This is a genomic window from Pseudonocardia kongjuensis, from assembly GCF_039526905.1.
GTDB lineage: Bacteria > Actinomycetota > Actinomycetes > Mycobacteriales > Pseudonocardiaceae > Pseudonocardia > Pseudonocardia kongjuensis.
Window position 1 is genome coordinate 67,981 of the sequence record NZ_BAAAJK010000007.1, and the last position, 23,315, is coordinate 91,295.

General features: G+C 74.7%; 20 protein-coding genes and 1 riboswitch. Of the genes, 7 read left to right on the top strand and 13 right to left on the bottom strand.

Annotated elements, in window-relative coordinates:
- Positions 1-27: 27 nt before the first annotated feature.
- The 4 genes from ABD160_RS10605 to ABD160_RS10620 all read right to left on the bottom strand — a co-directional run bounded on the left by ABD160_RS10605 (position 28) and on the right by ABD160_RS10620 (position 5,353).
- Positions 28-810 (bottom strand): SDR family NAD(P)-dependent oxidoreductase, encoded by a 783-nt coding sequence (locus ABD160_RS10605; protein WP_344021006.1) that lies wholly within the window; start codon positions 808-810, stop codon positions 28-30.
- A gap of 66 nt (positions 811-876) precedes the next feature.
- Positions 877-1,743, bottom strand: a complete 867-nt coding sequence (locus tag ABD160_RS10610; protein WP_344021008.1) for a siderophore-interacting protein — start codon at positions 1,741-1,743, stop codon at positions 877-879.
- Complete coding sequence (locus ABD160_RS10615; RefSeq protein ID WP_344021011.1) at positions 1,740-3,536, bottom strand: ABC transporter ATP-binding protein; 1,797 nt, start codon at positions 3,534-3,536, stop codon at positions 1,740-1,742. Before ABD160_RS10615 ends, ABD160_RS10610 begins: the two co-directional genes overlap by 4 nt.
- The gene (locus ABD160_RS10620) at positions 3,533-5,353 is read right to left on the bottom strand and encodes an ABC transporter ATP-binding protein (RefSeq protein ID WP_344021012.1); all 1,821 of its coding nucleotides are present in this window, start codon (positions 5,351-5,353) and stop codon (positions 3,533-3,535) included. Before ABD160_RS10620 ends, ABD160_RS10615 begins: the two co-directional genes overlap by 4 nt.
- A 91-nt stretch (positions 5,354-5,444) precedes the next feature.
- Between ABD160_RS10620 and ABD160_RS10625 the strand changes: the two genes are divergently transcribed.
- Positions 5,445-6,119 (top strand): TetR/AcrR family transcriptional regulator, encoded by a 675-nt coding sequence (locus tag ABD160_RS10625; protein ID WP_344021014.1) that lies wholly within the window; start codon positions 5,445-5,447, stop codon positions 6,117-6,119.
- A 9-nt stretch (positions 6,120-6,128) separates the two neighbouring features.
- Here ABD160_RS10625 and ABD160_RS10630 read toward each other — a convergent pair whose 3' ends face one another.
- The 5 genes from ABD160_RS10630 to metE all read right to left on the bottom strand — a co-directional run bounded on the left by ABD160_RS10630 (position 6,129) and on the right by metE (position 11,808).
- The gene (locus tag ABD160_RS10630) at positions 6,129-7,109 is read right to left on the bottom strand and encodes a DUF6925 family protein (protein WP_344021016.1); all 981 of its coding nucleotides are present in this window, start codon (positions 7,107-7,109) and stop codon (positions 6,129-6,131) included.
- Positions 7,110-7,308: 199 nt separating this feature from the next.
- Positions 7,309-8,127: an ABC transporter permease gene (locus ABD160_RS10635; RefSeq protein ID WP_344021018.1), complete on the bottom strand. Its 819-nt coding sequence runs from the start codon at positions 8,125-8,127 to the stop codon at positions 7,309-7,311.
- On the bottom strand, positions 8,124-9,077 hold the full coding sequence (locus ABD160_RS10640; RefSeq protein ID WP_344021020.1) for an ABC transporter permease: 954 nt from the start codon (positions 9,075-9,077) through the stop codon (positions 8,124-8,126). The genes ABD160_RS10635 and ABD160_RS10640 overlap by 4 nt, the downstream gene beginning before the upstream one ends.
- Positions 9,074-9,421, bottom strand: coding sequence for a periplasmic substrate-binding domain-containing protein (locus tag ABD160_RS10645; protein ID WP_344021022.1), 348 nt, complete (start codon positions 9,419-9,421; stop codon positions 9,074-9,076). The genes ABD160_RS10640 and ABD160_RS10645 overlap by 4 nt, the downstream gene beginning before the upstream one ends.
- 98 nt (positions 9,422-9,519) lie before the next feature.
- The gene (metE, locus tag ABD160_RS10650; protein ID WP_344021023.1) at positions 9,520-11,808 is read right to left on the bottom strand and encodes a 5-methyltetrahydropteroyltriglutamate--homocysteine S-methyltransferase; all 2,289 of its coding nucleotides are present in this window, start codon (positions 11,806-11,808) and stop codon (positions 9,520-9,522) included.
- Positions 11,809-11,994: 186 nt separating this feature from the next.
- A riboswitch (cobalamin riboswitch) is annotated at positions 11,995-12,203 on the bottom strand.
- 232 nt (positions 12,204-12,435) lie between these two features.
- Here metE and mdo point away from each other — a divergent pair.
- The 3 genes from mdo to ABD160_RS10665 all read left to right on the top strand — a co-directional run bounded on the left by mdo (position 12,436) and on the right by ABD160_RS10665 (position 16,678).
- Positions 12,436-13,728 carry an NDMA-dependent methanol dehydrogenase gene (mdo, locus tag ABD160_RS10655; RefSeq protein ID WP_344021024.1) on the top strand — a complete coding sequence of 431 codons (1,293 nt, stop codon included), beginning with the start codon at positions 12,436-12,438 and terminating at the stop codon, positions 13,726-13,728.
- Positions 13,729-13,861: 133 nt separating this feature from the next.
- A complete protein-coding gene (locus ABD160_RS10660; protein ID WP_344021026.1) occupies positions 13,862-15,127 on the top strand; it encodes an AAA family ATPase in 1,266 nt (421 codons plus the stop codon).
- 9 nt (positions 15,128-15,136) lie between these two features.
- The gene (locus ABD160_RS10665; RefSeq protein WP_344021028.1) at positions 15,137-16,678 is read left to right on the top strand and encodes a VWA domain-containing protein; all 1,542 of its coding nucleotides are present in this window, start codon (positions 15,137-15,139) and stop codon (positions 16,676-16,678) included.
- Between the two features lie 85 nt (positions 16,679-16,763).
- Here ABD160_RS10665 and ABD160_RS10670 read toward each other — a convergent pair whose 3' ends face one another.
- Positions 16,764-16,943 (bottom strand): hypothetical protein, encoded by a 180-nt coding sequence (locus ABD160_RS10670; protein ID WP_344021030.1) that lies wholly within the window; start codon positions 16,941-16,943, stop codon positions 16,764-16,766.
- Between the two features lie 109 nt (positions 16,944-17,052).
- Here ABD160_RS10670 and ABD160_RS10675 point away from each other — a divergent pair, with 109 nt between their 5' ends.
- The 3 genes from ABD160_RS10675 (at position 17,053) to ABD160_RS10685 (ending at position 19,654) form a co-directional block, all read left to right on the top strand.
- Complete coding sequence (locus tag ABD160_RS10675; protein ID WP_344021031.1) at positions 17,053-18,300, top strand: sensor histidine kinase; 1,248 nt, start codon at positions 17,053-17,055, stop codon at positions 18,298-18,300.
- Entirely contained in the window at positions 18,297-18,929 is a 633-nt protein-coding gene (locus ABD160_RS10680; RefSeq protein WP_344021033.1) for a response regulator, read from the top strand. Before ABD160_RS10675 ends, ABD160_RS10680 begins: the two co-directional genes overlap by 4 nt.
- Positions 18,930-19,051: 122 nt before the next feature.
- On the top strand, positions 19,052-19,654 hold the full coding sequence (locus tag ABD160_RS10685; protein ID WP_344021035.1) for a hypothetical protein: 603 nt from the start codon (positions 19,052-19,054) through the stop codon (positions 19,652-19,654).
- A 13-nt stretch (positions 19,655-19,667) separates the two neighbouring features.
- On the opposite strand, the gene ABD160_RS10690 is transcribed toward ABD160_RS10685, so the two are convergent.
- Genes ABD160_RS10690 through ABD160_RS10700 form a run of 3 tightly spaced genes read right to left on the bottom strand, consistent with a single transcriptional unit; the run spans position 19,668 to position 23,308 of the window.
- Positions 19,668-20,342, bottom strand: a complete 675-nt coding sequence (locus ABD160_RS10690) for a response regulator transcription factor (protein WP_344021038.1) — start codon at positions 20,340-20,342, stop codon at positions 19,668-19,670.
- Positions 20,339-22,528, bottom strand: a complete 2,190-nt coding sequence (locus tag ABD160_RS10695) for a sensor histidine kinase (protein ID WP_344021040.1) — start codon at positions 22,526-22,528, stop codon at positions 20,339-20,341. Before ABD160_RS10695 ends, ABD160_RS10690 begins: the two co-directional genes overlap by 4 nt.
- Before the next feature lie 36 nt (positions 22,529-22,564).
- Positions 22,565-23,308 carry a hypothetical protein gene (locus tag ABD160_RS10700; protein ID WP_344021042.1) on the bottom strand — a complete coding sequence of 248 codons (744 nt, stop codon included), beginning with the start codon at positions 23,306-23,308 and terminating at the stop codon, positions 22,565-22,567.
- Positions 23,309-23,315 lie beyond the last annotated feature (7 nt).

The following is a 23,315-nucleotide window of genomic DNA, read 5'->3' on the forward strand; positions in this document are numbered from 1 at the left end:
GGTGGCGGCCCGGTACAGGCCGGGGTGTCACAGGCCGAGGCTCGCGCCGCCGTCGACGGTCAGGGTCTGCATGGTGATGTGCCGCGCGGTGTCCCCGGCCAGGAACAGCACGGCGGCGGCGACGTCGGAGGGTTCGGCGATCCGGCCGAGCGGGATGCCGAGCCGGTAGCGCTCCGGCGCCCCGGCGACGACGGCGGCCGCCCCGGCGTCGTCGTCCGGGTCCGGCCACAGCGCCCGCTGCATGGCGGTGTCGGTCGCCCCCGGGCAGACCGCGTTGCACCGCACGTGCGGGGCCAGCTCCAGGCCGAGCGTGCGGGTCAGCGACACCGACGCGGCCTTGGACGCCGCGTAGGCCGCCATCCCGGCCCGCGGGGTGCGGGAGGCGTCCGAGGCGACCGTGACGATCGCGCCGGCACCGCGCCGGTACATCCGCCGGCCGGCGGCCCGGCCGGCGTTCCAGACGCCGGTGGTGTTGACGGCCAGGCAGGCCGCGAGATCGGCGTCGTCGGCGTCCAGCACGGCGCCGGTGCGCAGCACCCCGGCCGCGCAGACCAGCAGGCCGAGCGGGCCGAGGTCCTGCTCGGCGACGTCGACCGCGTCGGCGACCGCGGCGGCGTCGGTGACGTCGGCGACCAGCGGCAGCACCCGCGCACCGGCACCGGCCAGCGCCCCGGCGGTGCCGACGACGGCGGCGTCCCGGTCCAGCAGGGCGACCGGGCGGCCCTGTGCCACCAGCGCCGACGCGATCTCCGCGCCGATGCCGCGGGCGGCACCGGTGACCAGTGCGACGGGCGGTTCGGGTGTCACCACGCGACGAATCTATGAAGTGAGGCTTCCCTCAACAAGGGGTCGCCTCACCTGGTGGGATGACCCCGCTCACGGGGCGCCCTGGTCCGCCAGCTGCTCGGTGACGTCGGCCAGGTCCTGCTCGGTGGGCGCGTCGTCCTGGGTCAGGTCGGCCCGCCAGTAGCCGGTGAAGGCGACCGCGCGCTTGTCCAGGCCGCGCTCGCCGACCAGGTGCCTGCGCACCGCCCGGACCGCCGACGCCTCCCCGGCCACCCAGCCGAACACCTCGTCGGCGCGGTCCGGCAGCGACACCGCCCGCACCGCGTCGAGCAGCGACGCCGGCCGGTGCACCCAGTGCACGGCGAGCTCCGCCCGCGAGGTGAGCCGCTGCTCCTCGGCCGGGCCGGCCACCTCGACCACCGCGACCGCGCGGACGCCGGCCGGCAGCGACTCCAGGATCGCCCCGATCGCCGGGAGTGCGGTCTCGTCCCCGGCCAGCAGCCGGACCGGCTGCCCGGACGGCGTCCGGTACCCGGCGACGGCCGGGCCGAGCACGCCCACCGCGTCGCCGATCGCGGCGGCGGCCGCCCACCGGCTCGCCGGACCGGCCGGGCCGGAGCCGCCGGTCGTCCCGTGCAGCACGAAGTCGATCACCATCCGGCCGGCGTCGGGATCCAGCGAGCGCACCGTGTACGACCGCATCCACGGCCTGCGCTCCTCGGGTACGGCCAGGTAGCGGGCGTACCACCCGGCGACGCCGCTGCCGTCCTCCGGCGCGGCCGGGATCTCCGGGATCCCGCCGTCCCGGGCGAGGAACAGCTTCACCTGCTGGTCGGGGGCGACCGACGCGGCGCCGCGCCAGTCGTCGGACTCCAGGGTGATCCGGCGCATCAGCGGGGTCAGCGGCTCGATCCCGGCCACCCGGCCGAGGACGTACGGGGGCAGGGGCTGGGTCATGGGCTCTCCTCGACTGTGGCGGTGGCGGTGGCGGCAGGGGTGGCGGCAGGGGTGGCGGTGCGGGCCGGCACGAGCCGCCAGCCGCGGGCCCGCCGGCGGGACTCCTGGAAGGCGGCGTAGCGGCCGCCGAGTGCCACCAGCTCGGTGTGCGTGCCCTGTTCGACGATCCGGCCGTCGTCGAGCACGACGATCCGGTCCGCACCGACCACGGTGGGCAGCCGGTGCGCGATCACCAGCACGGTGGAGCGCCGGGCGAGCGCCCGCATCGACCCGGTGAAGAACCGCTCGTTCTCCGGGTCCAGCGCGGCGGTGGCCTCGTCGAGCAGCACGATGTCGGCGTCCTTGAGCAGCGCCCTGGCGATCGACACCCGCTGGCGCTCGCCGCCGGACAGCGAGGTGCCGCCCTCGCCGACCCGGGTCGCCCAGCCGTCGGGCAGCCGCTGCACGATCTCGGTGACGCCGGCCAGCCGGGCCGCCTCGGCGAGCTCGCCGGGCGTCGCGTCCGGCCTGCCGAGCCGCACGTTGTCCTCCAGCGTGCCGTCGAACAGGTAGACGTCCTGGAAGACCAGCGCCAGCTGGGCCATCAGGTCCTCGGTGGTCTGGTCGCGGACGTCGGCCCCGCCGACCCGGACGGTCCCGGCGTCGACGTCGGCGAACCGGGCGATCAGCCGGGTCACCGTGGTCTTGCCGGATCCGGAGGCGCCGACCAGCGCGACCGTGCTGCGCGGCGGGATCCGCAGCGACACCTCGCGCAGCACCGGCGTCCCCGGCTGGTAGCCGAAGCTCACCCGGTCCAGCTCGACGGCGCCGGGCTCCGGGCGGGCGGCCGAGGCGGCCGGCTCGGGCAGCGGCTCCTCGGAGAGCACCGCGACCAGCCGGCGCAGGTCGTTGCGGGCGATCCGGACGACGCCCGCGTAGTCGCCGACCTCGGCCAGCGGGCCGGTGAACCGGGCCGCGAGCGCGACCAGCGCGATCATCCGGACCGGATCGAGGGTGCCGCCGAGCGCGAGGAAGGCGCCGGTCAGGATGAGCACGCTGAACGCGACCTGCACCGCGAACCCGCCCGCGACGATGCCGGCGGTGGCCAGCCAGATCGAGCGGCGCCCGGCGCGGCGCTGGTCCTCGATCGCGTCCTCCAGCGGTGCGTAACCGCCGGCGCCGCGGCCGAAGGCGCGCAGCACCCGCTGGGCGCGGGCGAACTCCACGACCCGGTTCCCGGCGACCACCGCGGCGGCGTCGTCGAGCTCGTCGCCGCGGCCCACCCAGCGGGCCGCGAACCGGAACGCCAGCCACAGCAGCGGCGCGCAGACCGCGGCGGCGACCGCGAGCCGCCAGTCGAACAGCAGCATCGCCAGCGCGATCGTGGCCGGCGTGGCGACCGCGACGACCAGCGGCGTCAGCAGGTGCGCGAACAGTCCGGCCACCATCATCGTGCCGCCGGTGACCAGCCGGGACAGCCGGCCGACCCGCTCGGCGGAGAACCAGCCCAGCGGCAGCGACGAGACGTGGTCGCCGAGCCGCTCGTGCATCGTGGTCAGCACCACCAGCGCCACGCCGAAGCCGCGCATGGCCTGCACGTGGTAGGCCACGCAGGCCAGCACGACGGCGAGCAGCAGCACGCCGGTCCAGGTCCAGGCCGCCGCGGTGTCGCCGACCAGCAGCGCCTCCAGGAACGGGACGAGCAGCACCGTGGCGAGGCCCTGCAGCACGCCGAAGCCGATCACCCAGGCCAGGTAGCCGAACATCCGGCGGCGGTGCTGCGGGCCGAGGATCAGCAGCAGGTCGGAGATCATCGGGCGTCGTCCTCCCCGGACCGGTGCGCGGCCCACATCGCGGCGTAGCGGCCGCTCGCGGCGAGCAGCTCGTCGTGCGTCCCGGACTCGACTATCCGGCCGTCGTCGACGACGGCGATCCGGTCGGCGCCGGTGATCGTCGAGAGCCGGTGCGCGACGACGAGCACGGTGCGGCCGGCGGCGAGCCCGGACAGCGCGTCCTGGATCTCGGCCTCGGACTCCGGGTCGGCGAACGCGGTCGCCTCGTCGAGCACCAGCACCGGGGTGTCGGCGAGCAGCGCGCGGGCGATCGACACCCGCTGCGCCTCGCCGCCGGAGAGCAGCGCGTCCTCCCCGACGACGGAGTCGTAGCCGCGGGGCAGCGCGAGGATCCGGTCGTGGATCCGGGCGGCCCGGCAGGCGTCGTGCAGCTCGTCGTCGGTGGCGTCCGGGCGGCCGAGCCGGACGTTGCCGGCGATCGTGCCGTGCAGCAGCTGGACGTCCTGCAGCACGAACCCGACGTGCCGGTACAGCACCGCCGGATCGATCTCCCGCACGTCCACGCCGCCGATCCGCAGCGCACCGCCGGTCACGTCGTGGAACCGGGCGACCAGGGTGGCCAGCGTGGTCTTGCCGGCGCCGGACGGGCCGACCAGCGCGGTGACCGTCCCCTCCGGACAGTCCAGGTCGATCCCGCGCAGCACCTCGGCGCCGTCGCCACCGCCGTAGGAGAACCGGACGCCGGCCAGCTCGATCCGGTGCCCGGCGGGTTCGCGCGGCTCGTCCGGTTCCGGCAGCACCGGGGTCGCCAGCAGCTCGTGCAGCCGCAGCGCCGCCGCGGCGGCGGTGCGCCGGTTGGACGCGCCGAAGCCGAGCGCGGTGATCGTGGTCGGGACGACCAGCGAGACCAGGATGCCGGTCATCGCCTCGACCGGGGTGATCCAGCCGGCGCCGACGAACCAGGCCGTCCCGGCGCAGGCGACGAGCAGCACCACCGGCGCCGAGATCGCCATCGTCGCGATCACCTCGATCCGCAGCATCGGGCGGACCCACTCGGAGTAGAACCGGCCGAAGTCGCGGGCGGCCTCGGCGTAGCCGCGGTGCGCCCGGCGGGCCTGGCCGAACGTCTTGACCACGGCGATGCCGGACACGAACTCGACGACGGCCGAGCTGATCCGCTCGTTGCCGGCGTTCATCTGCTCGACCTTCTCGGTGTAGCCGCGCATCATCCAGGCGTAGGCGGCGGCGTACCAGGGCAGCGTCACCAGCGCGAGCAGCGCCAGCCGCCAGTCCAGCCAGGCGAGGTAGCCGATCCCGGCGATCGGCAGCACCCAGGCGCCGACCCACTCGACCGGATGGTGCGCGACGACCTGGTGCAGGTCGTGCACGTCGTCCTGGGCGGCCTTGCGGACCATCCCGGAGGAGCGCTCGGAGAACCAGCCCAGCGGCACCCGGCCCAGGTGCGCGGCCATCCGGCGGCGCAGCAGCGCCTGCAGCCGGACGTCGGCGAAGTGGGTCAGCGCCAGCGCCAGGCCGGTGATCACGCCGCGGGCGCCCAGCCCGCCGACGATCAGCCACACCGCGCCGAGCACCGCGCCGTCGTCCGGCGGGCCGGGTTCCAGGAACGCCGCGGCCAGCCCGGCGAGCGCGACGAACGGCACCAGCGCGGCCGCCGAGCCGATCGCGGCCAGCACCTGCGCGACCCGGATGGTGCCCCGGACCGGCCGGAGCAGGTCGGCCAGCGCGGCGGACTCGGCGCGGGCGCGGGCCCGCGGGTCCGGTGCGGGCTCGACCGCCGGGCCGGCCGGGACCTGCTGCTCGTCGATGGTCGTGGTCACGACGTCTCCCGGGTCGGACAGAGGTTTGATTAGGCGAACCTTAGCTATCCGTGAATAGCGTTCGCAATCCCTTCCGGCGTACGGTTCCGGGGTGTCGATCAGGCCGGGCCCACGCGCCGGGAACCGGCCGGGCCCCAAGCCGCGGCTGACCCGGGAGGAGATCGTCGAGGCGGCCGTCGAGGTCGGCGTGGACCGGCTGTCGGTGGTCGCCGTCGCGGAGCGGCTCGGCGTCGCACCGGGCACCCTGTACCGCTACGTCGACGGCCTGGAGGAGATCGCCGCCGCCGCGGTGGAGCTGGTGTTCGCCCGCACCCCGCTGCCGCCGTCGGACCGGGGCTGGCGGGCGTTCCTGGAGGACGAGGCGGCGCTCGCGTTCGACCTGCTGATGCGCTACTCCGGCCTGATCCGGGACTTCGACGCCGATCTCGGCACCGTCTCCGGCAGGCGGATGCGGCAGATCGTCGCGGTGCTGCGCGAGGCGGGCTTCGATCCCGGCGCCGCGGTCCGGGTCGCCGACGCGGCCCTGGACATCGTCGCCGACGGCACGGTCCAGGCCCGGTTCGTCCGCGGCCCGCAGGGCGGGCCGGGCGACATCTCCGAGCCGGCCGCCGCCTACCTCGACTCCCTGGACGAGCCGGTCCGCTCCGAGGTGCTGGCGATCATGCTCGATCCGCGGGCGCACGTGCTGGACAAGGTCGCGCTGGTGCTCGACGGCGTGGAGCACCGGCGGGCCGGCGGCCGGGACGGCTACCGCGGGATCCGCTGACCGGGCGGGTCACCCGGCGTTGCGGTCGCCGTCCGGGTCGAGCAGGTCCGGCTCCGGCGCGGCCCGGCCGCGCCAGGCGGCGAGCACGTCCGGATCGGCGCCGGTGTGCCCGAGCACCCGCAGCGCGACGGCCTGCGCCGCCCGTCCCGGCGGATCGGCCGGGCGGGCACCGGGCCGCTCCCCGGCGCGCACCGCGCGGGTCACCTCGGCGGTGATCTCCCGCTGCGCCGGATCGCCGAACCGGTCGAGCAGCCGGTCGAACGCGGCCAGCCGCGCCGGGTCGAACGGACGACGGCCACCGGTCAGGTCGGTCAGCGGATGGGCCGGGTAGAGGTGCCCGCACGGCAGGTGCCCGGCCGGCACCGGGACGGTCGCCGCGTGCGTGCGTCCGGACCGCAGCACGTCCGGCAGCAGATGGGTGTGCGGGCCGTCCGGCGAGCGGCCGTCCGGCGGCGGGATCGCCGCATACACCTCGATCCGGCCGATCGCGGTCCGGAACACCCGGTGCGGACCGGCGGCGACCAGCGCGCCGGTGAGGCGGGCGTCCAGCGGGTGGCCCTGCGCGTCCCGCAGCAGATCGAGCAGGTCCGGATCGGCGGTGCGCACGCAGGCGTCCACCGTCGGCGTGCCCAGCCCCAGGTCGACCAGCACCGCGCCCCGGTCGGCGGCGCGCAGCGCCCCGGTGTCCGGGCCGAGGACGGTCACCGCCGTCCGGCCGGCCCGGCGGGCGTCGCCGGCGGGCAGGCACAGCGCGACGGCGTGGTTCCAGTGCCCGCCCGGGCCGACCGGGGTGCGGTGGGCGACCGGCCGGGTGCCGGACGGCGGATCCACCCGGATGCCGCCGCGCCCGGTCACGACCGTCCCGGGACCGGTGGTGACCGGCTCGTCCGGGAGCCGGACGAACTCCGCGATCGCGCCGGGCGCGCCCATGCTCCAGCCCGCGTCCGGGTCGTCGAGGTATCCGGTCAGCAGCTCCCGAACGGCGTCCATCCCCGCACCCTGCCCTGCACCGGCGGCGGTCGACACCCCGCACCGGCGTGTTGCATATTGTGTGCAACAACTCGGGGGAGTGCGCATGGCGCAGGGACCGCACGACGGGACCGAGTGCACCGGCTGTGACTGGGACCGACGACCGGAGGCGTTCCGCTGGTACCCCGAGCCCGGCACCGGGCCGGCGCCCCCCGGGGGGTCACCGGGCCCCGATCCGGTCCCAGCGCCGTCCCCACCACAGGGCGGTCCCCGCGGTCAGCACCACGGCCACCGAGGGAACGAGCACCACCTGCGGCGCGGTGAAGAGGTACTCGCGCCCCTCCGCCACCATCGCCCCCCACTCCGCCGTCGGCGGCTGGACACCCAGCCCGAGGAACGACAGCCCGGAGACGGTCAGCAGGGTGCTCGCGAACCGGACGCAGGCGTGCGCGGCGAGAGGTGGCGCGAGGTTGCGGGCGACGTGCCCGGCCAGCACCCGCACCGGACCCGCGCCGAGCGCCCGGGCGGCCGTCACGTACTCGCGTCCGATCTCGGCGAGCGTGAGCAGGTGCGCCTGCCGGGCGAACGGCGTCCAGGCGATCGCGGTCACCGCGACCAGCAGCGAGCCGGTCCCCGGGCCGAGCGCGACCGCGGCCAGCAGCCCGAACAGCACCACCGGGATCGCCGCCAGCACGTCGACCAGGCGGATCACCAGCCGTCCGAACCGGCCGGTCACCGCGGCGAGCATCCCGACCGCCACCCCGGCGACACCGGTCAGCAGCACCGCGAACAGGCTCAGCCCGATCGTCAACCGGCCGCCGTGCACCAGCCGGGACAGCAGGTCCCGGCCCAGCTGGTCGGTCCCCAGCGGGTGGGCGGCGGACGGCCCGGCGAGCAGGCCCGCGAAGTCGGCCCGGTCCGGATCGGGCAGCAGTAGCGGCCCGGCGAGCAGCACCACCACCAGCAGCAGCACCGGCAGCGCCGCCGGCCCGGTCACCGGTCCGATCACCGGCAGGGAGGGCCCCCGGCGCCGGGTCATCCGGCCCGCTCCGCCGTGCGCCGGACCGGGTCCAGCGCGGTGGCGACCGCCTCCACCAGCACCCCGGCCGTCACCGCCACCGCCACCACGACCAGCGTCCCGGCCTGGATCACCGGCAGGTCCTGGGCGGGGACCGCCCGGTGCAGCAGCCGGCCGAGGCCGGGGATGCCGAAGACCACCTCGACCACCACCGAGCCGCCGAGCAGACCGGCCACGAACATCCCGGCCAGCGCGGTCACCGACGTGGTGGCCAGCCGGGCCCCGTGCCGCCACAGCACGCGCTGCCCGGACAGTCCCTTCGACCGGGCCAGCAGCACGTGCGGGCGCTGCAGGATCCCGACCGTCTCGGCCCGGACCAGCTGCGCGGCGAGCGCCCCCGGGTAGGCGGCGAGGGTCAGCACCGGCAGCACCAGGTGCTCCGGACCGCCCCAGCCGATCGCCGGCAGCCACCCGGCCCACACCGCGAGGGCCAGCACCAGCCAGGGTGCGAGCACGAACTCCGGCACCGCGACCCCGGCGATCGTCCCGGCGCCCAGGCACCGGTCCCAGCGGCCGCCGGGACGGCGGGCCGCGTACACCCCGGCCGGGATCCCGACGGCCGCGGCCAGCGCGAGCGCGAGCACGGTGAGCAGGCCGGACACCGTCGCCGCGCTCCCGACCTGCTCGACGACCGGGGTCCGGGACACGTACCCGAGGCCGAGGTCACCGCGCAGCACGCCACCGAGCCAGCGCAGGTACTGCTCGACGACCGGCCGGTCCAGGCCCAGCTCGGCGCGCACCCGCGCCTCGGTCGCCGGGTCCGGGACCGCCTCGGCGGTGCGGGCCCGCAGCACCGCGCGGGCCGGGTCCACGTCCACCCAGCGGGGAAGTGCGAACACCAGCACCGACGCGGCCAGCAGCACCGGCGGGACGACCAGCAGCCGCCGCAGGAGAAGGAGGAGTCCGCTCACCCGGCCGGGATCAGCTGCGGCAGCACCGGCCGGATCTGCAGCGGATCCGGGGTGAACCCGGTCGCCCCGCGCAGCACCGCGGTGTTCAGCGGGTGCACCAGCATCACCCCGACCGCGTCCGCGGTGAGCATCCCGGCCGCCTCGGCGAACAGCTGCCGGCGCTGCGCCGGATCGACGGTGCCGTTCAGGCGGTCGACGAGCGCGTCGTAGGCGGGGCTGCAGTACTGGTCGATCGCGTAGCTGCCGGCGCAGGTGTAGTCCGAGGTGAGGGTGCTCGCCGCATCCGGGAAGTCGGACAGGTAGCTGCGCGAGTTGAGGAACATGTCGTACTGCCCGGCGAGCACCTCGGGCAGACCTGTTCAATCAATAGAACGTGTGGAATGCCCCCGCGGCGCCCACCGTGACGGCCGGTCCGGTGGAGCGCCGCGGGAGCGCACCGGCGTCAGCCGGTGGTCTGCGCCCGGACCCGGCGGGCCGCCGCGACCAGGTTGGTGAGCGCCGCGACGGTCTCCGGCTCACCGCGGGTCTTCAGCCCGCAGTCCGGGTTCGCCCACAGCCGCTCCGGGCCGATGTGCCGCAGCGCCGCGGTGAGCTGGCCGGCGAGCTCGTCGGTGTCCGGCACCTCGGGCGAGTGCACGTCGTAGACGCCCGGGCCGAGGCCGCGCGGGATGCCCGGCCCCAGGTCGGCGAGCACCTCCATCCGGGACCGGGCCGCCTCGACGGTGGTGACGTCGGCGTCCAGCCCGTCGATCGCCCCGACCACCTCGCCGAACTCGGAGTAGCACAGGTGGGTGTGGATCTGGGTGCCGTCGGCGACCCCGCCGACCGACATCCGGAACGCGTCCACCGCCCACTCCAGGTAGCCGGCGCGGTCCCGCTCGTGCAGCGGCAGCAGCTCGCGCAGGGCGGGCTCGTCCACCTGGATGATCCGGATCCCGGCCGCCTCCAGGTCGGCGACCTCGTCGCGCAGGGCCAGCCCGACCTGGCGGGCGGTGTCGGCGAGCGGCTGGTCGTCGCGGACGAACGACCAGGCCAGGATGGTGACCGGCCCGGTCAGCATGCCCTTCACCGGCCGCTGCGAGAGCGACTGCGCGTAGCTCGCCCAGTCGACGGTGATCGGGGCCGGGCGGGACACGTCCGAGTGCAGGATCGGCGGCCGCACGCAGCGCGAGCCGTAGGACTGCACCCAGCCGAACTCGGTGGTGGCGAAGCCGTCCAGGTTCTCGGCGAAGTACTGGACCATGTCGTTGCGCTCGGGCTCGCCGTGCACCAGCACGTCCAGCCCGATCTCCTCCTGCAGCGCGACCACGCGGGCGATCTCCCGGCGCATCCGCCCGGTGTACTCGCCGGTGTCGATCCGGCCGCTGCGGTGCGCCGCCCGGTCGGTGCGGATCGCGGCGGTCTGCGGGAACGAGCCGATCGTGGTGGTCGGGACGTCGGGCAGGCCCAGCGCCTCGCGCTGCACCTTCGCCCGCACGTCGGCCGTGCCGCGCCGGTAGTGGTCGGCGCCCAGCTCGGCCAGCCGGGCCCGGACCGTCGCGTCCCGGCGGGCGGCCGCCGCGACCCGCTCCCGGGTCTCCCGCGCGGCGTCGAACTCGGCCGCGACCGAGGCCCGGCCGCCGTGCAGGGCGCGGCCGAGCAGCACCACCTCGTCGACCTTCTGCCGGGCGAAGGCGAGCATGTCGACGACGTCGCCGGTCAGCGACGCCTCCACGGACAGGTCGTAGGGGACGTGCAGCAGCGAGCACGACGTCGAGATCCCCACCCGGCCCGCGACGCCGGTCAGCCGCGACGCGGTGACCAGGGCGGCGTCCAGGTCGGTGCGCCACACGTTGCGCCCGTCGACGACGCCGGCCAGCACCAGCTTGCCGCCGATCCCCTCGACGCCGTCGATCCCGTCCAGATCGGACGCCCCGGTGACCAGGTCCAGGGCCAGGCCCTCGACCGCGGTCGAGGCGAGCACCGGCAGCGCCGGGCCGAGCTCACCGAAGTACGACGCGACCAGGATCTTCGGCCGGCGCGGCGCGGCCGCGAGCCGGTCGTAGGCCCGGCGCAGCGCGGCGATCTCGTCGTCGGAGCGGTCCGCGGCGAACGCCGGCTCGTCCAGCTGCACCCACTCGGCACCGGCGTCGGCCAGCTCGGCGAGCAGGTCCCGGTAGACCTCGACCAGCGGGCCGAGCAGGTCCAGCGGCCGGAACCCCTCGGGCGCACCCTCGGCGGGCTTCGAGAGCAGCAGCAGGGTCACCGGGCCGACCAGCACCGGGCGGGTCACGACGCCGGAGCGCAGCGCCTCCCGGAACTCCTCGAGCGCCGCGCGCGAGCCGGGCGCGAGCCGGGTCCCCGGGCCGATCTCGGGCACCAGGTAGTGGTAGTTCGTGTCGAACCACTTGGTCATCTCGCAGGCCGGCGCGCCGGTGCGGCCGCGGGCCATCGCGAACATCCGCTGCAGCGGGTCGGTGATGCCGGCGAAGCGCTCCGGGACGGCGCCGACGGCGAGCGCGGTGTCCAGGACGTGGTCGTAGAACGAGAACGTGTTGCCGGGGACCTGGTCCAGTCCCGCGTCCCGCAGCGTGGTCCAGGTGTCGCGGCGCAGTCCGGCCGCCACCTCGTGCAGCGCGGAGACGTCGGACCGGCCGGCCCAGAACGCCTCGGTCGCCCGCTTCAGCTCCCGGTGCGGCCCGATCCTGGGGTACCCCAGCACGGTGCTGCCGGTGGTGGACACGGATGACACAGGTTTCGCCATGGTCACAGCCCTCTCTCCTCGCGAGCGCGGTGGAGGACCCGTCACCGCCGGAGAGGGGCACGACGGCACGGTCCGGGCGGGTCCGCACCGGACGCGCGATGGCGCCGGCGGGCACGGTGGTCACCCGGTCGTCCGCTGGGCCCTCCCTCGAGGCCACGGATCCGCGCACGCCGGTCGGCGCGCGCACCGGCGGCAGGTATTCGGACTCGTGGGCGCCGTGCTCGTGCCTACCGGCCGTCGCTTCCCGGGTCGGTTCCCAGTGCTGATGACGACTGTCGTTCCCACTCACCGCTGCGGGGCAGTCCCGGATTCACACCGGGTTCCCTGTTGTCCCGTGCCGGCCCCCGCGGGGACCGGCACGAACCGTCGGCGGACCGACCATAACCCACCGGACGCGATCGGCGGACTGTTGCCTTCTCCTCACTGTTGCCATACTCTGGCAACACGTTCGCCCTCCCCGCTCGGGGTCGAGGGCGACCTATCCCTGCACCCCTCCGTTCAGACGGGTTTCCTGCCTGGTCTGCCGAGGAGTAATCGCGATCACCTCTGTGCCCGGGGCCACAACCGGTCCTAGCGTGCGGCTCGACCCATCCGCCTGCCGCAGAAAGGGCTGACATGCAGGTAGACGAGCTGCTCAAGCCGTTCCCCATCAAGGAGTTCCACCCGTTCCCCAGGGCGCTGCTGGGTCCCGGCTCGCACGAGCTCATCGGCCCGGAGGCCCTCAAGCTGGGCTTCAAGAAGACCCTGGTCATGACGTCCGGCCTGCGCGGCACCGACATCGTCCACAAGATCGTCGAGTCGATGAAGTACCACGGCCTCGAGGTCGTCGTGTACGACCAGGTCGAGTCGAACCCCAAGGACTACAACGTCATGGACGCTGTGGGCCTCTACCAGCAGAACAAGTGCGACTCGTTCGTCTCCATCGGCGGCGGCTCCTCGCACGACGCCTGCAAGGGCGCGCGCGTCTCGGTCGCCCACGACGGCCGCAACGTCAACGAGTTCGAGGGCTTCAACAAGTCCGAGAACCCGGCGAACCCGCCGCACATCGCGGTCTCGACGACGGCCGGCACCGGCTCCGAGACCTCCTGGGCGTACGTGATCACCGACACCACGACGGACCCGGACAACCCGCACAAGTACGTCGCGTTCGACGACGCCTCGGTCACCACCCTGGCGATCGACGACCCGGTGCTCTACTACGACTGCCCGATCGACTACACCGCGCAGTGCGGCTTCGACGTGCTCGCGCACGCCTCCGAGCCCTACGTGTCCCGGCTGAACTTCCAGCCGTCGCTGGGCAACGCGCTGCACGCCATCAAGCTGACCTCGCAGAGCCTGCGCCAGGCCGTGTGGAACGGCCAGGACCTGGCCGGCCGCGAGGGCATGATGTACGCGCAGTACATCGCCGCGCAGGCGTTCAACTCCGGTGGCCTGGGGATCATCCACTCGATCTCGCACGCGGTGTCGGCCTTCTACGACACCCACCACGGCCTGAACAACGCCATCGCGCTGCCGCGGGTGTGGGCGTTCAACATGCCGGTCGCCTACGAGCGGTTCGCCGACATCGCCGAGGCGATGGGCATCGACACCAGCGGCATGACCAAGCCGCAGGCCGCCGACGCCGCGCTCGCCGCGTCCATCCGGCTGCTGCGCGACGTGGGCATCCCGGAGAAGTTCGCCGACGTCAAGCAGGACACCTACTCGAAGAACCGGCTCGGGGTCGGCCCGACGAAGTTCTACGAGAACGCGCCGACCATCATCGGCGACGCGGCGGACGTCGACCGGATCACCAACCACGTCCTGGGTGACGCCTGCACCCCGGGTAACCCGAAGGAGTGCACCTTCGAGACCGTCCGCCCGGTCGTCGAGCACTCCATCAACGGCGACCTGGACGACCTGCTCACCTGATCGTCCGATCAGCCCGACCCGTTCGCGCCTGCGGGCCCACTCCGTGCGAGGTCATACTCGCCACGGGTGGGCCCGTCGGCTGCGCGGCCCGCCGCACCCACCTCCGGTGCGGCCTGTGAAGGAGATTCCCAGCGTGACTCCCGTTCCCGGCTCCACGAGCGCTGAGAGCCCCGTCCCGAACACGGCGCCGTTCGAGTCCGTCGACGAGGTCGTGGAGACCCTGCGCGAGCAGGGCTACATCGCCGACACCCGGCTCGCGACCACGGTCTTCCTGCTCACCCGGCTGGACAAGCCGCTGCTGCTGGAGGGGCCCGCCGGCGTCGGCAAGACCGAGCTGGCGAAGATGCTCGCGCTGGCCACCGGGCGCCGGCTGCTGCGGCTGCAGTGCTACGAGGGCCAGGACGAGACCAAGGCCCTCTACGAGTGGGACTACGGCAAGCAGCTCATGTACACCCAGATCCTGCGCGAGAAGATCGGGCAGGTCGTCGAGGACGCGCCGGACCTGGCGTCGGCCGTCGACCGGATCGGGTCGCAGGAGAGCGTCTTCTTCTCCGAGCGGTTCCTGGCGCCGCGCCCGCTGCTCGAGGCCATCCGCTCCGAGCAGCCGTGCGTGCTGCTGATCGACGAGGTCGACCGGGCCGACGAGGCGCTCGAGGCGGTGCTGCTGGAGACCCTGGGCGAGTACCAGATCTCGGTGCCCGAGGTCGGGACGTTCCTCGCGAAGCACCGCCCCTACGTGCTGCTGACCTCGAACAACACCCGGGACCTCGCGGCCGCGCTGAAGCGCCGCTGCCTGCACCTGTTCCTCGACTACCCCTCGGCCCAGCGCGAGCTGGAGATCGTGCGGTCGAAGAAGACCGGGCTCGCCGACCAGCTGGCGGAGGAGCTCGTGGGTGTGGTGCGCGGGCTGCGCGAGCTGGAGCTGCGCAAGGCGCCGTCGATCTCGGAGACGATCGACTGGGCGCGCACGCTGGCCGTGCTGGGCGTCGAGGAGCTGAACTCGCAGGTCCTGTCGGACACCGTCTCGGTCGTCGTGAAGTACGACAAGGACGTCCGCAAGGCGCTCGACGCGATCCCGAACCTGGTCGACCCGAACGCCGTCGTCACCGAGCCGGGGCACGGCCACGGGCACGGGCACGGCCACGGGCACGGGCACGACGGGGACCACTCGCACGACGCGGGCCACGCGCCCGACACCGGCCCCGGCCGCCGTCCCGACGACGGGCCGGACGACGGCGACGTCGACGGGCGGGCCCGCCGCGCCGCCAAGGACCAGCCCGGCCGGCACGCCGACGGCTACGGCAACAAGGCCGCGGCCGGGCGGTCCGCGCCGCCGCTGCGTTCTGTCACCCCCGGCCAGGGGGCCCGCTCGTTCGGCGCCCGCAAGCGCCCGATCTGAGGCCGCGACGTGGAGGCGAGCATCCACCGCTTCGTCCGGCTGCTGCGGATCCGGGCGGTCCGCATCTCGGTCTCGGAGGCGCTCGACGCGATGGCCTGCGCCGCCCAGCCCGGGGTGCTGGCCGACCGGTCCGTGCTGAAGGAGGCGCTGCGCGTCGCGCTGGTGAAGGACCGGCGCGACGAGGCCACCTACGACGAGGTCTTCGACCTGTTCTTCGCCCTGGTCAAGGTCGGCGAGTCGGACACCGGCCACGGGCACGGGCACGGCCACGGCGACATGAGCGACGACACGCCGCTGGAGAACTTCACGCTGTCCGAGGAACCGTCGGAGACCCCGCAGGAGGGCCACGACCACGGCACCCCCGCCGACATCCGGGACTTCTTCGATCCCGAGGACCTGGCCGAGCAGTACAACCTGCACCAGGAGGCCAACAAGATCGACATGGCGTCGATGACCGACGAGATCGTGCTGTCCAAGGAGCAGGCCGGTGACGTCGCCGACGGGCAGCGGGTGCAGATCGAGACCGACCGGTTCTCCGGCGGCGGCCTGCCCGGCGACATCTCGCAGGCCCAGGGCACCAAGGTCGACGCCGATCTCTCGGTCGCCCAGCAGGACGCGCTGCTCGGCTGGCTGACCTCGGAGGAGGACCGGCTCGCCGAGGAGGCGCAGGGCACCGAGGACGACGCCGCCGCGCTGCGCCGCCGGCTGGCCGGGGTGCTGGAGAACCTGCCCGAGCTGCTCAAGGCGCACCTGGAGAAGCTGCTGGAGATCGAGCAGCGGATCGTCGAGGGGCACGACGACGCCGAACGCGTCGCCGAGGTCGACCGGGCGTCGGAGACCGAGCGGATGCAGCTGGAGGACTCGCTGCGCCGGCTCGCCAAGTCGCTGCACGGCGCGCTGACCCACCGGCGCCGGGTGTCGCCGCGCGGCCGGATCGACTCGGCCCGGACGATGCGCCGCAACATGCGCTACGACGGGGTGCCGTTCGCCCCGGTCACCGTCGCCCGGCAGGAGGACAAGCCGCGGCTGGTGGTGCTCGCCGACGTGTCGCTGTCGGTCCGGGCCACCGCCCGGTTCACCCTGCACCTGGTGCACGGCCTGCAGGACCTGTTCGGGCAGGTGCGCTCGTTCGCGTTCGTGGCCGATCTGGTCGAGGTGACCGACCTGTTCGCCGACCATCCGGTGGAGCACGCCCTCGGGCTGATCTTCGGCGGGGACCAGCTCGACGTCGACGCCAACTCGAACTACGGCCTGGCGTTCGGCCAGTTCCTGGAGGACCACGGCTCGGCGGTCACCCGGCGGACCACGGTGCTGGTGCTCGGCGACGGGCGGGGCAACGGCAACGACCCGAACACCGAGGCGTTCGTCGAGATCACCCGCCGGGCCCGGGAGACGATCTGGCTGACCCCCGAGCCCCGCTACTCGTGGGGGCTGGGCCGCTGCGACCTGCCCGCCTACGCCGAGTTCTGCGACCGGGTCCGGGTGGTCCGGGACCTGTCCGGCCTGGAGACGACGACGAACGAGATGGCGGGCGAGCTGATCGGCCGCTGAGCTGATCGGTCGCTGAGCTGATCGATCGCCGAGCTGATCGGCCGCTGACCGCACCCGGTCCGCTCCGGCACGGGGCGGACCGGTCTCAGGTTCCGGCACCACCCCGCCCGAGCATCCCGACGACCACCCACACCGCCCCGACCAGGATCCCGCCGGCGACCGCGACCGTCGACAGGGCGGAACTGCCGATCACCGCGAGCACGCCCACCACCAGCGCGAACAGCATGGACACGAGCACGGCGATCGGGGTGAGGTTGCGTGTCATGCGACGAGCGTGGCGGCGAGGGCGTCCCGGCCGGTACCGACCGCCGTGGGGTGCGGGCCCCCACCGATCGGTGGAGGCGCCCGTCGCCCCACCGGAGGACGATGCGTACGTGACGACGCCCGACCGGAACGTCTGGGAACGGACGGCACCCGCGTGGCACGCGGTGTTCGTCCTGTTCACGGTCGGGACCGGGGTGCTTGCCGTGGCGGGCGGCCGGGGGCCGGGGCCGGTGCTGCTCACGGTGACGCTGCTCGCGGTGATCCTGCTCGCCCACGCGCTGCTCGCCGCACGCGCGATGGAGGCGCCGCTGCCCTCCCGGGCCGGTGTGGCGTACCTGCTGGTCACCGTCCCGGCGACGCTCGCGGTGTTCGCGCTGGACCGGGTGGGCGCGACGATGCTGTTCGTGCTGTTCCCGATGCTGTGGCGGCTGCTCCCCACCCGGCCGGCGGTCACGACGACGGTGCTGGTCGTCGCGGCGGTGGGTGGGCTCTCGGCCGCAGCGCAGCCCGGCCCGCCCTCGCCGGCGATGATCGCGTTGTTCGGCAGCGCGGCGGTCTGCGCGGTGCTGCTCGGCCTGTGGATCACCGCGATCTGCGATCAGAGCGAGCGTCGTGCCGCGGTGCTCGACGAGCTGGAGCGGACCCGGTCCGAGCTGGTCGCGGCACACCGGGAGGCGGGCGCGCTCGCCGAGCGGGAACGGTTCGCGCGGGACGTGCACGACACCCTCGCCCAGGGTTTCACCAGCCTGATGCTGTTGGTCCGGGCCGCGTCCGAGCAACTCGAACGCGACCCCGATGCGGCCCGGCGGAATCTGGACCTGGCCGAGAGCACCGCCCGGGACAACCTCGCCGACGCCCGCGCGCTGGTCGGTGCCGCATCCCCGGCCGGCCCGGCCGGGGACCCGCTGACCACGGCACTGGAACGGCTGGTGTCCGGGGCCCGGGAGGCACTCGGTGTGCCGGTGCGCCTGGACACCGCGGACTGGCGGGCCGGCGGCGGGCCGGCCCCGGTCGAACCGGTGGTGGCGGTGCTGCGGCTGGCCCAGGAGGCGCTCGCGAACGTGCGCCGGCACGCCGACGCCGGAACGGTCGACGTGCTGCTGTCCCGGTGGGACGGCGGGATCCGGCTGGAGGTCCACGACGACGGACGCGGCTTCGACCCTGAGGCCCCCCGGCCGGACCGGTACGGGGTGGACGGCATGCACCACCGGGTCGCCGAGCTGGGTGGCACGCTCGGCCTGGACTCGGCGCCCGGTGCGGGATGCCGGCTGGTGGCGTGGGTCCCCGAGCACCCGGTGGGGTGCGGGCCGGCGCCGGGCCGCGCGACCGGACCGGTACCGGCCGGCGAGGCCGGGTGACCGGCCCCCGGGTGGTGCTGGTCGACGACCACCCGGTCGTCCGGGAGGGGATGCGCAGCGTGCTCACGGCGGCCGGGATCAGGGTCGTCGGAGAGGCCGGGGACGCCGCCGGGGCCCTCGCGCGGACCCGCGACCTACGCCCGGACGTCGTGCTGATGGACCTGCGGCTGCCCGGCCGCTCCGGGCTAGAGGCGACCGCCGAGATCGTCGCCGCCGCACTGTCGAGGGTCCTGGTCGTCACCACCTTCGACACCGACGGCGACGTGCTGGCCGCCGTCGAGGCGGGCGCGTCGGGCTACCTGCTCAAGGACACCCCGACCGAGCAGCTGGTCGCCGCGGTCCGGGCCGCCGCGACCGGTGCGACCGTGCTGCTGCCCGACGCCGCGGCCCGGCTGGCCCGGGCGGTGCGCGCACCGCGACCCCCCGAGCTGACCCGTCGCGAGCGGGACGTGCTCGGTGGCGTCTCCCGCGGCCTGTCCAATCCCGAGATCGCCCGCGACCTGGGCATCGGCGAGGCGACCGTGAAGAGCCACCTGATCCGGGTGTTCGAGAAGCTGCAGGTCGACGACCGGACCGCGGCCGTCGTCGTGGCGCTGCGGCGGGGGGTGCTGCGGCTCCCCGCCCCCTGATCCGCACCGGCCTCGACCCGATGTCCGGCACACCCGCTCTAGGCCGTTCGACCGAATCATCATCACGTTCCGTTCCCGCGGAGGTACAGTCGGTCGTCCCCCCTGTGAAGGAGCGTCCGGCGATGGGTGACGGTGGGCTGGTGGTCCGCCTGCTCGCGCGCATGTGTACCGCGATGTGGGGATACATGCCGGGCGTGATCCCGGCGATGGTGGCGACCATGGGCAACGGGCCGGCGCTGCGCTGGTTCGCGCTGAACTTCCCGCGCTTCCTGGTCACGCTGCGGGTGCTCGGGCCGGTCCGGACCCATCTCGCCGGGCTCACCATCTCGCTGGCGAACGGCTGCGTCTACTGCGCCTACGGGCGGGCGCACGCCCTGGAGCTGATCTGGCTGCGCGACCGCGGGAAGCTGTTCCCGCTGGACGCCCGCACCCTGGAGAGCTGGAACGGCCTGACCCGGCACGAGATCGCCGTCCGGCTGCGCGTGGTGCTGGAGCAGGCCGGGCTGCACGCCGAGGTGATGTGGGTCGACCGCACGCTGGCCCTGGTCGAGGGCCTCCCGCCGATCGACGCGACCGAGCGCCGCATCGCGCACCTGTGCCGGATGGTCGGCACCATGAACGCGATCGCGGTCGCCGCGGGCACCGTCCCGGACGGCGCGCACGACCCGGTCAACAAGGACCTCGCGCTGAAGGCCCGGCTGGTCGCGGCGCACGACGCCGGCTGAACCGTCGGCGGCGTCAGCCTGCCTCGTCCGGACCGCCGAGCCCGGCGGCCCTGGCCCGCGCCACTGCACCGGCCCGGCCCTGCTCCCCGAGCTTGGCGACGATCGTCGAGGTGTGGTTCCGGACGGTCTTGGGGCTGATCCGGAACCGATCGGCGATCGCGGCGTTGGTGAGCCCCCGGGCCATGAGGTCGAGCAGCTCCCGCTCCCGTTCGGTCAGTCCGGGCAGACCACCCGCCGCCGCCCCCGGCGTTCGCGCTCCGGTGACCCGGGCGGCGAGATGTTCCGTCGCCGCAGCGGCGAACACACCGGCCCCGCCCGCGGCGGCGTGCACCGCGCGGAGGATCTCGTCCCGGTCGGCGCCCTTGAGGAGGTAGCCGCGGGCACCGGCGCGGATCGCGGCGAGCACCGACGCACTGTCGTCGTACATGGTCAGCATGACGATGCGTACCGACGGCGTCGCGCCGAGGATCCGCCGGGTCGCCTCGATCCCGTTGAGGCCGGGCATGGTGACGTCCATCAGGACGACGTCCGGCACCGTCTCGGCCGCGAGCGCCACCGCCTGCTCCCCGGCCCCGGCCTCTCCCACGAGCTGCACCGACGGGTCCGAACCGAGCACCGCACGCAGTCCGTAGCGGACCGTCGGGTGATCATCGGCGACCAACACGCGTACCCGGCTCGATTCGGTCACTTCGCGCTCCCGTCGCCGTCTCGCGGGAGCGGCAGCCGGGCCAGCACGACCGTCCCGGCGGCCGCTCCCGGCCGCATCTCGCACCAGCCGCCGAGCTCCTCGGCGCGTTCCCGCATGGATGCCGTTCCGACCCCGGCGCCGGCGTCCGGCGCCGGACCGCGGCCGTCGTCGGTGATCTCCAGGTCGAGACCGTCCCCCCTGTGGCGAACGGTCACCGCGCAGCACGTGGCGCCCGCGTGCCGCGCGACGTTCGTCATCGCCTCCACCGCGATCCGGTAGACGGCCGACTGCACGGCGGCCGGTGACGACGACAGATCCGCGACGTCCACCCGGACCTCCAGCCCCTGCCGGCGATGTGGCTCCGCAGCCTGGTCGAGCGCAGCGGCGAGGCCGGCGTCGTCGAGCGCCGGCGGGCGGAGCTCCCTGGCGAGCCGGCGCACCTCGTCGAGCGCCTGCCCGCACAAACCGCCCAGGTCGCCGAGCAGCCGGTCGGCAGCCGCGGGATCGGTCTCCAGCAGCGACCGGGCCGCGCCGATCACCATCATCTGCCCGCTCAGCGCCGGCCCGAGCGAGTCGTGCAGGTCTCGGCGGAGCCGCCTGCGTTCCTCCTCGCGGGCCGTGACCAGCTGGGTCCTGGCACGTTGCAGGTCGGCCGCGAGCATCCGGAGACGGTCGGACTCCCGCGCCGCGTACAGCGCCGTCCCGCAGTGCCCGGCGAGATCGGCGAGCAGCCGCAGGTCGGCCGCCGCGAACCGCTCCCCGGGGCTGCGCCTGCCGACGAGCAGCCGGCCCACGTACTCGCCCCGGTGGGTGAGGTCGACACCGTCGACCGGGGTCCCCGACCGGCCGGAGCGGGCCAGCAGCCGCTCGCCGGTGCCATCGGGTACCGACACCGCTGCGCAGGGCACGCGCAGCGCCTCCCGGACGGCGTCGACCAGCGCCGGAGCGACGTCCTCCGGCAGGAGCGTCCCGCGCAGCCGGTCGCCCAGCCGGGCGAGCGCCCGGTAGGGGTCGCCTCGCTCGCCGAGCACCAGCCGCTCCACCCGCGTCTGCACGACGGCGCGTACCGGCGCGAACGCCAGCGCCACCAGCGCCGCGGCGAGGACCGACAGCGCCGGGTCCCCGATCGGCCAGAGGCTGCCGACCCCTCCGACGACGAGTGCGTACACGACGACGACGAACGCCGTCAGCACACCGTGCACCACGGTGCGGCTCACCCACAGGTCGATCTCGAAGAGCCGGTACCGCAGCACCGCCGCCGCGATCGCCGCGGGCACCAGCGCCAGTACAGCGCTGCTCAGCGGCAGCACCACGGCGTACGAGGCGAGCCCGGCCGGGCTCGCCTCGTGGATCAGCGAGCGCAGCGGGGTGGCGATGAGCACGACGGCCAGGACGAACCAGGCCATGACCGCCGCGAGCAACCAGCGCGCCTGCAGCCGTTCGACCGGGCCGGAGACACGCACGTACCGATACACCTGGGCGGCGACGCAGCTGCCGAACAGCAGCATGATCGCCACGTCCTCGGCGGGGCTCCATCCCTCGGCCCGGCCGTCGTCATCGACGAGGGAGGCCGCCGCCAGCAACACCAGCCAGCCGGCGAACGGCCAGCGTGCCCAGGACGGCACGAACCGGCCGTCGGGGAAGACGTACGCGGCCAGGAACAGCGGCACGATGCCCAGCCCCTGCAGACGCCGACCCAACCCGCCTGCCTGTGGGAACAACGCGTCCGCGACCAGCGCCAACTCGGACCCGAGCGTCCCGAACAGCACCAGGGAGAGCCCGAGATGGAGCCGGTACGGGGAGGGCTCACCGCGCAGGACGAGCCATGCCGCGACCGCCGACACGGCTGTCGTGGCGAACGCGACGGCCACGTAGCCCACCGCCCACCAGCGCACGTCGACACCCCAGGCCGCCAGGACCGCCCGCCCGTCGGGAGAGGTCCACGGGGCGAAGGCCACCTCCGGCAGTGCCGGTGCACCGGTCACGGTCAGCACACCGACGGCCAGCTGGGCCCCGAGCAGGACCGTGCCGACCGCGACGACCGCCGTCCGGGCGACGCCGAGGAGCCGCCTGCTCTGCACCGGCGGGGCCGGGCCCGGCCCGCCGTCGCCGGCCACGATCGGGGCCGCGCCGATGGACCCGGCGGCTCCCGCCGGGCCGGCAGCTCCGGTCGTCCCTGTCGCCACCGCGGCCGCCTCGGAACTCGTCGCGCACGGACCTGCTCACGGGTCGGTCCGACCGGACGAGGGCGTGAGCCGGGGTCCCGATCGCCAGCAGTACACCGCGAGCACCACCAGCGTGGCCATGAAGGCCGCGTGCAGCAGATCGTAGAGCAACCCGCCCCCGACCAGGAACATCGCGACGAGGGCGAGCACCGTCGTCGCGGGCAGCCACCGGGGGACGGTGCGCGACCGCCACAGCGCGACGGCCAGCAGCACCGTCCCCACCGAGGCGAGCAGGAACCCGGCGAGCTGCGGGCCGAACGACCGCATCGCGTCGGCCTGCACCGCGTCGAACAACGCCGCCGACGCCGCCGGGTCGTCCAGCGGGAGGGTCGCGAACCAGCTCGACACCCCGAACGCGAAGAAGCCGGCCGCGAAGGAGATCCCACCGAGGACCGTCAGGACCGCACCCGAGGTCGCCGACGCGTACCCGCGACCGGCCGGGACGACCAGGCACACGACCAGACCGAGGGCCACGAACACGGCTCCGGTGGCGATGCCGCCCACGGCGCCGAACAACCACACCGCCTCCCGGACGGCGAGCACCGCCGCGCGATCGGCCGTCGCGTCGGCGGCCAGAGGGCGGACGAGCAGGTTGACCGCAGCGACCGCGGCGGCGATGGCGAGCCCGGCCGCGGCGACCCGTGCCCGGCCGGCCGCCCGCGCGACCGGCCGGGGCGCCTCTGCCGCTGCGGGCCGGGTCGGCCGGCGGGTGTCACGGGCGGACGGTTCGAGTGGATGCATGTCGGCT